The sequence below is a fragment of the Dietzia sp. UBA5065 genome (assembly GCA_002415925.1).
GTDB lineage: Bacteria > Actinomycetota > Actinomycetes > Mycobacteriales > Mycobacteriaceae > Dietzia.
The window spans coordinates 1-6,503 of record DIAZ01000174.1; the positions used below are offsets into that span (position 1 = coordinate 1).

General features: G+C 72.3%; 10 protein-coding genes. 5 read left to right on the forward strand and 5 right to left on the reverse strand.

What is annotated here, in order from left to right; translation table 11 throughout:
• Nucleotides 1-740: flavin reductase family protein (locus B4M60_RS14205; RefSeq protein ID WP_291085426.1), on the forward strand; the 740-nt coding region annotated here is incomplete at its 5' end.
• Nucleotides 741-773: 33 nt separating this feature from the next.
• Here B4M60_RS14205 and rsgA read toward each other — a convergent pair.
• Both rsgA and aroA read right to left on the reverse strand, forming a co-directional pair.
• On the reverse strand, nt 774-1,823 hold the full coding sequence (rsgA, locus tag B4M60_RS14210; protein ID WP_291085429.1) for a ribosome small subunit-dependent GTPase A: 1,050 nt from the start codon (nt 1,821-1,823) through the stop codon (nt 774-776).
• 8 nt (nt 1,824-1,831) lie between these two features.
• A complete protein-coding gene (gene aroA, locus B4M60_RS14215; RefSeq protein ID WP_291085432.1) occupies nt 1,832-3,151 on the reverse strand; it encodes a 3-phosphoshikimate 1-carboxyvinyltransferase in 1,320 nt (439 codons plus the stop codon).
• 41 nt (nt 3,152-3,192) lie between these two features.
• On the opposite strand from aroA, the gene B4M60_RS14220 reads away from it, so the two are divergent.
• Entirely contained in the window at nt 3,193-3,987 is a 795-nt protein-coding gene (locus tag B4M60_RS14220) for an SOS response-associated peptidase (RefSeq protein ID WP_291085435.1), read from the forward strand.
• Here B4M60_RS14220 and B4M60_RS14225 read toward each other — a convergent pair.
• On the reverse strand, nt 3,984-4,526 hold the full coding sequence (locus tag B4M60_RS14225) for a YbaK/EbsC family protein (protein ID WP_291085439.1): 543 nt from the start codon (nt 4,524-4,526) through the stop codon (nt 3,984-3,986). The two genes, B4M60_RS14220 and B4M60_RS14225, sit on opposite strands and share 4 nt — an antisense overlap.
• Nucleotides 4,527-4,632: 106 nt before the next feature.
• On the opposite strand from B4M60_RS14225, the gene B4M60_RS14230 reads away from it, so the two are divergent.
• The gene (locus B4M60_RS14230) at nt 4,633-5,310 is read left to right on the forward strand and encodes a sigma-70 family RNA polymerase sigma factor (RefSeq protein ID WP_291085442.1); all 678 of its coding nucleotides are present in this window, start codon (nt 4,633-4,635) and stop codon (nt 5,308-5,310) included.
• Nucleotides 5,310-5,636: an anti-sigma factor gene (locus tag B4M60_RS14235; protein WP_291085445.1), complete on the forward strand. Its 327-nt coding sequence runs from the start codon at nt 5,310-5,312 to the stop codon at nt 5,634-5,636. The genes B4M60_RS14230 and B4M60_RS14235 overlap by 1 nt, the downstream gene beginning before the upstream one ends.
• 72 nt (nt 5,637-5,708) lie before the next feature.
• On the opposite strand, the gene B4M60_RS15740 is transcribed toward B4M60_RS14235, so the two are convergent.
• A complete protein-coding gene (locus tag B4M60_RS15740; RefSeq protein WP_414646813.1) occupies nt 5,709-5,783 on the reverse strand; it encodes a 50S ribosomal protein bL37 in 75 nt (24 codons plus the stop codon).
• Between the two features lie 102 nt (nt 5,784-5,885).
• Between B4M60_RS15740 and B4M60_RS14240 the strand changes: the two genes are divergently transcribed.
• Nucleotides 5,886-6,101 (forward strand): biotin/lipoyl-binding carrier protein, encoded by a 216-nt coding sequence (locus B4M60_RS14240; RefSeq protein WP_291085448.1) that lies wholly within the window; start codon nt 5,886-5,888, stop codon nt 6,099-6,101.
• A 76-nt stretch (nt 6,102-6,177) separates the two neighbouring features.
• On the opposite strand, the gene B4M60_RS14245 is transcribed toward B4M60_RS14240, so the two are convergent.
• On the reverse strand, nt 6,178-6,426 hold the full coding sequence (locus B4M60_RS14245) for a WhiB family transcriptional regulator (protein WP_067712327.1): 249 nt from the start codon (nt 6,424-6,426) through the stop codon (nt 6,178-6,180).
• Between the last annotated feature and the right edge of the window lie 77 nt (nt 6,427-6,503).

Genomic DNA, 6,503 nt, shown 5'->3' on the forward strand with positions numbered 1-6,503 from the left:
AGATGTGTATAAGAGACAGCGTCGGGACCGTCACCGCGGGGACCATCGTCCGCCTCGCCGCCCCGGCCGGTGACTTCCACCTGCCGTCGCCGACGCCGCCGAAGCTGATGTTCGTCACCGCGGGGTCGGGGATCACCCCGGTGATGGGGATGCTCCGCTCGCTGGACAGGCGCTCGGTCGACGAGGGGTTCCCCGACGTGGTCCACGTCCACTCGATCCGCACCCCCGAGGACAGCCTGTTCCACGACGAGCTCCTGGCGCTGGAGAAGACCCAGCCGGGCTACACCCTGCACCTGCGGGTCACCAGCGAGCAGGGCAGGATCGACGCGCGGCAGATGTCGGAGCTGGTCCCGGACTGGGCCGAGCGCCCGACCTGGGCCTGTGGCCCCTCGGCGATGCTCGACGAGCTCACCGACCACTTCGACGACACCGATCGCGACGACCTCCACGTGGAGCGGTTCACCGTCAACCGCGACGCGGGGGCGTCGGGCGGGACGGTCACCTTCGGGTCCACGGGTAAGACGGTGGAGCTCGACGGCGCCACGACGATCCTCGAGGGCGGCGAGAGCGTCGGGGTGCAGATGCCCTTCGGGTGCCGCATGGGCATCTGCCAGACCTGCGTGGTCGGGCTGGACGAGGGGCACGTCCGCGACCTGCGCAACGGAACCGATCACGGTCCCGGGGAGCGGATCCAGACCTGCGTCTCGGTGGCCCTCGGGGACGTCGAGCTCAAGCTCTGACGTCGGGCGGGGGCCCGGATCGGGCCGGGGGGATCAGTCCGGATCGGTCCCCAGCGCCCACGCGTCGTTGGACTGGAGGGCGCCGAGCAGTTCCCGGACCGCGAGCGCCCGGCGGTGCGCGGCGGGGTCGGTGACGGCGTCGAACCGGCACTCGGGGTCCGCGGGCGGGCCCTGGTGAGTGCACCCCCGCGGGCACTCCTGCGCGATCTCGTGGAGATCGGAGAACGCGGCCACCACGTCGTCGGGCGACACGTGCGCCAGGCCGAAGCTCCGGATCCCGGGGGTGTCCACCACCCAGCCGTCCGTGCCCAGCTCGAGGGCGACGGACTGCGTGGACGTGTGGCGACCCTTGCCCACCCCGGAGACCACGCCGGTCGCCCGGTGCGCGTCGGGGATGAGCCGGTTGACCAGCGTCGACTTGCCGACCCCGGAGTGGCCGATCATCGCGGAGATCCGGCCGTCGATCCGCTCGTGGAGCGCGGCCAGGTCGTCGTCGATCCCCACCTGCAACACGGGGACGTCGAGTGCGTCGAACTCGGCGGCGAAGACCGACGGGTCGTCGAGGTCGCCCTTGGTCAGGCAGATCACCGGTTCCAGGCCGCCGGTGTAGGCCGCCACCAGCGCGCGGGCGACGAACCCCGCCCGCGGCGGGGGGTCCGCCACCGCCACCACGATGAGCAGCAGTTCCGCGTTGGCCACCACCACGCGCTCGTACGGGTCCGAGTCGTCGGCGGTCCGCCGCAGGACGGTGCTCCGCTCCTCCACGCGGACGATCCGGGACAGGGTGTCGCGGGTGCCGGTGAGGTCGCCGACCACGCCCACGTGGTCACCCACGACGATCGGCGTGCGCCCCAGTTCCCGGGCCCGCATGGTGACGATCCGGGTCCCGGCCACGTGGTCCGGGCCGTCGTCGAGGAGGACACACCCCCAGCGGCCGCGGTCGACGCTCACCACCATCGCGGACGCGGCGTCGGCGTGGCTCGGGCGCCGTTTGGTCCGTGGGCGCGACCCCTTGCCGGGCCGGATCCGGATGTCGGATTCGTCCCAGCCGCGCGCCCCGGTGCCGCCCCGTCCGCCCGCCATGGCCGGTGTCAGCCCCGCCCGGCGAGCATGTCCGCCCACATGCGGGTGAAACCGGGCATGGTCTTGGAGGTGGACTCGATGTCGTCCACCTCGACGCCCTGCGCCACCAGGCCGATGATCGCGCCGGCGGTGGCCATCCGGTGGTCGGCGTAGGCGCGCCACGGGGCACCGCGCAGTGGTCCGGGCGTGATCTCGAGGCCGTCGTCCAGCTCGGTGACCCCGCAGCCCACGGCGCCGAGTTCGGCGGCGAGCGCGGCGAGTCGGTCGGTCTCGTGCCCGCGCAGGTGCGCGATCCCGGTCAGGCGCGACGGACCGTCGGCCACCGCGCACAGCGCGGCGACGGTGGGTGTGAGCTCGCCGATGGCGGACAGGTCCAGGTCGACGGGCGACAGGCGTGGGGGCCCGACGACGACGAGGGTGCCGTGGCCGGATCCGTCGGCGCCCTCGAGCGACACCGACGCGCCCATGTCACGGAGGATCCCGCGGATGGCGTCCCCGGGCTGGGTGGTGGACTCCGGCCAGTGGGGCACCCGGACGGTTCCCCCGGTGACCGCGGCCGCGGCCAGGAACGGGGTCGCGTTGGACAGGTCGGGCTCCACCACCCGGTCGACGGCGGAGATCGTCCCGGCGGTCACCCGCCAGGACGAGGGATCCGGCCGGACCACCTCCACCCCGGACTCGCGGAGCATCTCCAGGGTCATCTCGATGTGCGGGCCGGAGGGGACGGGGGAGCGGCCGACGTGGACCAGCTCGAGTCCCTCGTCGAACCGCGCGGCGGACAGCAGGAGTCCCGAGACGAACTGGGAGGAGGCGGAGGCGTCCATCTCCACGCGTCCCCCGCGGAGCGCGCCCGTTCCGGTGACGGAGAAGGGGAGGCTGTCCCCGACGATCTCCGCCCCCAGGGCGCGCAGTGCGTCGAGGACGGTGGCCTGCGGGCGCACCCGCGCCGCGGGATCACCGTCGAAGGTCGAGGTGCCGGTGGCGAGCGCGGCGACGGGGGGGACGAACCGCATGACGGTCCCCGCCAGGCCGCACTCGACGTCCGCCCCGCGCAACGCGCCGGGGGTGATGACCAGCTCGGTGTCGTCCGGCGCGAGCGGACCGGAGGGGCCCTCGACGCGTGCGCCCAGCGCCGTGAGGGCACCGATCATGAGGTCGGTGTCGCGGCTCCGCAGCGTCCCGCCCAGCCGGGAGGGCGAGTCCGCCAGCGCGGCCAGGACCAGAGCCCGATTCGTCAGCGACTTGGATCCGGGTACGAGGACCTCGGCGTGCACGGGCGCGGCGGCGACGGGGGCGTTCCAATGACTCACCTGGTCATTGTCGCCCATCGGCGCCGTTCCCGCCGGATCCGGGTGCGAGGATGGATGCCATGTGTGGACGGTTCTCGCTCTCCTCCGACCCGGTGCGACTGGCGGTGGAACTCGACGCCGTCGACGAGGCGTCCTCGCCGCCCCCGGGGCTGTGGCCCGCCGAGGGGCCCCGCTCCCCGCGGTTCAACATCGCCCCCACCACCACGATCCCGGTCCTGGCGCTGGACGTCCCCCGGGAACGGCTGGACCGCCCGGGCGGGCCGGAGCGTGTCCTGCGGGCGATGAGGTGGGGCCTGGTCCCGTCGTGGGCCAGGGAGGGACAGCGTCTCCCGACCCTGTTCAACGCGCGCGTCGAGACGGCGTTCTCCAAGCCGTCGTTCCGCTCCGCGGTCGCCCGGCGCCACTGTGTGGTGCCCATGGACGGGTGGTACGAGTGGGTGCCGGGGGAGCCCGCGGAGACCGGCGGCGGGGCAGGCCTCAAGCAGCCGTTCCACATGAGCCTCCCCGGGGACCGGGGGCTGCTCATGGCGGGCCTGTGGGAGGCCCGGCGCGACCCCGGGGACGAGGCCGTCACGCAGCTGTCGTGCACGATCCTCACCACCGAGGCGCTGGGCCCGCTGCGCGCGGTGCACGACCGCATGCCGCTGGTGGTGGATCCGTCCGTGGTGTCGGACTGGCTGGACCCCTCGGTGATCGGCGACCCACGGGCCCTGGTCGACGGCGCGGGCGGGGACCTGGACCGGTGGGCGCACTCGGTGCAGATCACGCCGGTCTCGCGCGCGGTCTCGAACGCCCGGAACGAGGGGCCGGAGCTGGTCCGGCCTGTGGACCCCGGGGAGGGGACCCTCTTCTAGGACCGTCCGGTGGTGATCGTGGCCGTCACCGCGTCGGTCAGCCCGACGAGGTCCGTCGGTGCGAGTTCGATCTCCCACCCGCGCCGACCGGCGCTGCAGAGGATCGTGGGGTGGCCGAGGGCCGAGTCGTCGACGAGGGTGGGCAGAGGCCGCTTCTGACCGAGCGGCGAGACCCCGCCGAGCACGTAGCCGGTCGACCTCTCCACCAGGTCCACGCCGGCGAGCGCGGCCCTGCCGCAGCCGAGCGCGGCCGCGGCGGCCCTGAGGTCGAGCATGGAGGTCACGGGGAGGACCGCGACCGCCAGCGGGATCCTGGAGCCCGCCGGGGGCCTGTCGGTGGCCAGGACCAGGGTCTTGAACACCCGGGCGGCCTCCACGCCGAGACGGTCGACCATCACGCGGGCGGCCTCGTCCCCGAACGAGTCCCCGGATGCCCGGTAGGTGTGCACGAGGTGGTCGACGCCGGCGCGCCGGAGGGCGGCGAGGGCGGGGGTCGCGGCACCGGTGCCCGCGGCGCTCCGCCGGCGTCTGCTGCTCACGCCCCGACCCTAGCGTCGACGGCCGGACGGAATACCCCGTCGCTGTTGCGTGTTGGTGTAGTTCGAGTGCTCGGGGGTCGGCCCCGGGTCCGGGAAGGAGGGTGCCATGCGGACCGCGGTCCTCGACGCCCCCGGCGTGCGGTTAGACTCCGGGTCACCGACAGGTGAGGAGTTCCGGTTGCCGACCGAGTTGCAGCCCGACGAGGCCGACCAGCGCGAAGAGAAGTTCGAGGAGTTGGCCATGCCGCTCCTCGATCAGCTCTACGGCGCCGCGTTGCGGATGACCCGGAACCCGGCGGATGCCGAGGACCTGGTGCAGGAGGCCTACGCCAAGGCGTTCGCGGGTTTCCACTCGTTCAAGCAGGGGACCAACTTCCGGGCCTGGATGCATCGCATCCTCACCAACGCCTACATCAACCATTACCGGAAGCGTCAGCGCCAGCCCGCCCAGTACCCCACCGACGAGATCACGGACTGGCAGCTCGCCGCGGCCGCCGAACACACCTCGACAGGCCTGCGCTCGGCCGAGGTGGAGGCGATGGAGCTGCTGCCGGATGACGAGATCCGGGCCGCCCTCGCCCAGCTCCCCGAGGAGTTCCGGATGGCCGTGTACTACGCCGACGTCCAGGATCTGCCGTACAAGGAGATCGCGGAGATCATGGACACCCCCCTGGGGACCGTGATGTCGCGCCTGCACCGCGGTCGCAAGCAACTGCGGGAACTCCTCCGGGACGTGGCGGCCGAGCGGGGCTTTGGACGCGACCGGACCGAGGGGGCGAAGTGATGAGGGAACACGACCCGCGCCTGGACCGGATCGACTGCGAGGCGGCCCGCCGCGACCTGTCCCTGCTGGTGGACCTCGAATGCGACGACGCCTGTCGATCCCGGCTCGAACACCACCTGGCCGGGTGTGCGGCGTGCCGGGAACTGTTCCTGTCCGAGAGGCGGCTCAAGGCCAAGCTGTCGAGGTCCTGCTGCGAGAAGGCCCCCTCCGGGCTCCGCGAACGCCTCATGGTGGAGATCCGGCGCACGACGGTGACGACGACCGACGCCGACGGCACCACGGTCATCCGCCAGACGACCACGGTGGAGAGGCGCGACCACACCTGACACCGCACCGAGCACGAGGAAGGGCGGGCACCTGACCGGTGCCCGCCCTTCCTCGTGTCTGGTGGTCCGGACTCAGCTGTTCGGACGCTTGCCGTGGTTGGCGTTCTTCTTGCGGCGATCCCGCTTCTTGCGGCCACGCTTGCCCATGGTCGCCTCCTTTCGTCGGTGTACAAGTCTCCCACGAGAACCTCCGTGTGGTTGCATTGAGGTGTCCGGGGGCCGTCGTGAGGAAAGTAGAGGAACATACGTATGACTGAACAGGTCCGTGCCGAGATGGTCGCCAACGTCATGGAGGTCGTCGCGGGCGTCGGCACCGAGGTCGCCGAGGGCGACACGATCGTGCTCCTCGAATCGATGAAGATGGAGATCCCGGTGCTGTGCGAGACGGCCGGGACCGTCACCGAGGTGGCCGTCGCCTCGGGCGACGTCATTCAGGCGGGCGACCTCATCGCCGTCATCGACTGACCGGTCGATCACACGACGAAGGCCGGTTCCCGCTCCGGAGAGAGGGGAACCGGCCTCCGTGGCCTGAGGGGTCGTGTCAGACGGTGGTGCGGGTGCGGGCGCGACGACGCTTGAGCGCGCGACGCTCGTCCTCGCTCATGCCGCCCCAGACGCCGGCATCCTGGCCGGACTCGAGGGCCCAGGTCAGGCACTCGGCGGTGACGGGGCAGCGGTTGCAGACGATCTTCGCCTCCGCGATCTGGGCGAGTGCGGGTCCGGAATTGCCGACGGGGAAGAACAGCTCGGGGTCCTCGTCGCGGCAGATGGCCTTGTGGCGCCAGTCCATGGGAACTCCTTCGGTGTGAACCGTGGTGGGGTGGGCCGGACAAGGCGAAACGCCGTCGGCGCGCAGAGCTGTAGGAT

What these genes read in the sequence shown, in the direction of transcription:
- B4M60_RS14220 (WP_291085435.1), top strand. Translation starts at nt 3,193, where the DNA reads ATGTGTGGACGGTTCTCGCTCTCCTCCGACCCGGTGCGACTGGCGGTG.
- B4M60_RS14235 (WP_291085445.1), top strand. Translation starts at nt 5,310, where the DNA reads ATGAGGGAACACGACCCGCGCCTGGACCGGATCGACTGCGAGGCGGCC.
- B4M60_RS14230 (WP_291085442.1), top strand. Translation starts at nt 4,633, where the DNA reads ATGCGGACCGCGGTCCTCGACGCCCCCGGCGTGCGGTTAGACTCCGGG.
- rsgA (WP_291085429.1), bottom strand. Translation starts at nt 1,823, where the DNA reads ATGGCGGGCGGACGGGGCGGCACCGGGGCGCGCGGCTGGGACGAATCC.
- B4M60_RS14245 (WP_067712327.1), bottom strand. Translation starts at nt 6,426, where the DNA reads ATGGACTGGCGCCACAAGGCCATCTGCCGCGACGAGGACCCCGAGCTG.
- B4M60_RS14240 (WP_291085448.1), top strand. Translation starts at nt 5,886, where the DNA reads ATGACTGAACAGGTCCGTGCCGAGATGGTCGCCAACGTCATGGAGGTC.
- aroA (WP_291085432.1), bottom strand. Translation starts at nt 3,151, where the DNA reads ATGGGCGACAATGACCAGGTGAGTCATTGGAACGCCCCCGTCGCCGCC.